This is a genomic window from Streptomyces sp. NPDC005799, assembly GCF_040630525.1.
GTDB lineage: Bacteria > Actinomycetota > Actinomycetes > Streptomycetales > Streptomycetaceae > Streptomyces > Streptomyces griseorubiginosus_B.
On sequence record NZ_JBEXXQ010000226.1, the window covers coordinates 1 to 1127 of the forward strand.

Annotated in this window: 1 protein-coding gene; it reads right to left on the bottom strand. The window is 69.6% G+C overall.

Features of this window, described 5'->3' with window-relative positions; all coding sequences use genetic code 11:
* A partial coding sequence (locus ABZ453_RS51395; RefSeq protein ID WP_359027013.1) for a transposase occupies positions 1 to 1006 on the bottom strand: 1006 nt, incomplete at its 3' end.
* Positions 1007 to 1127 lie beyond the last annotated feature (121 nt).

Sequence of the window (1127 nt, forward strand, 5' to 3'; positions counted from 1 at the left end):
TCCCAGTCTTCGAGGACCACAGCCAGACCGGCAGCGGGTCCCCTCCTCCGGGCAGGTGGTCGACCTGGAGGCGAATCAACGTCCCCTCAAGGATGGGGAGTTCACCGTCATGCCCGATCCAGGCCGAACGGGTGGTGAGCCGCGGGTGGATCCGGTCCCAGGCCATCGTCTGTGCGGTGCCGTAGCGGGCGGTGACCTGGGTGGTGGCCGTGTCCGGCTCGCCCCAGGACTCCGGTTTGGCGAAGCGGAACTCCTTGCCGTGCTTCGGGGGCCGTCCGCCCTGCGGCGGTGAGATCCACGGCACGGGAACGGGCTTGCGCATCACCCGGTCCGACCGCAGTCGCCCCAGCACCTCGACGGGCAGCCCGTGAAGGAGGTGGGCCATGCGCGGGGCGTCGTAGCCGGCGTCGAAGACGATGAGGATGTCCGCGTCGCCCCGGTGCCACCGTCCGCCCGCGATCAGATCCTGAACCACGCGGCGGACCTGGACTGCGGTGACCTCGGCGACGTCGTCAGTGGGGCCGAGGCGGACCGCGTCCAGCAGCTGGCACCACGACGTGCGCCCGGATTCGAGCGCGGCGACGAACGAGTACGGCCAGCCTGGGATCATCAGGTGCTGGTCCTTACTACGGCCGTAGGTGTGGCAGAACAACCTGTCCGCGCTGCACTCGGCGTCCGGCCGCAGCCAGTTGGACACGTCCACGGCCAGGACGAGCCGGCCGTCGGCCGCCTCGGGCTGGGGCAGCGCGGCCAGCGTCCGTCGCAGGCGCCCGGTGTCGATCCGGCCACGGTTGAGAGCCCCGTACAAGGCGCCGTGTCCACGGCGGTGCTCGCCCAGCAGCGTCAGATCCACCGGCGTCCTCACCGGCCCATCCGCGCACAACAACGCGTCGGCGAGCTCGAACAGTTCGTCACGGCGGGCGGTCAGACACGCATAGAAGTCGTCCCGGAAGTGTGACGCCACAGCGAACGGCTCCCGCTGGGCATCGTGGTGCAGCAGACTCATTGCCCCACGGCCTTCGTACTGGTCAAGTGCCTCTTTGGTCGGAGCACAGGATCGGACGGAGGCCGTGTTCACGTCCGCGGAATCCCCGTACGAGCGATCACGTTCGGGGCATCGTTCGAGG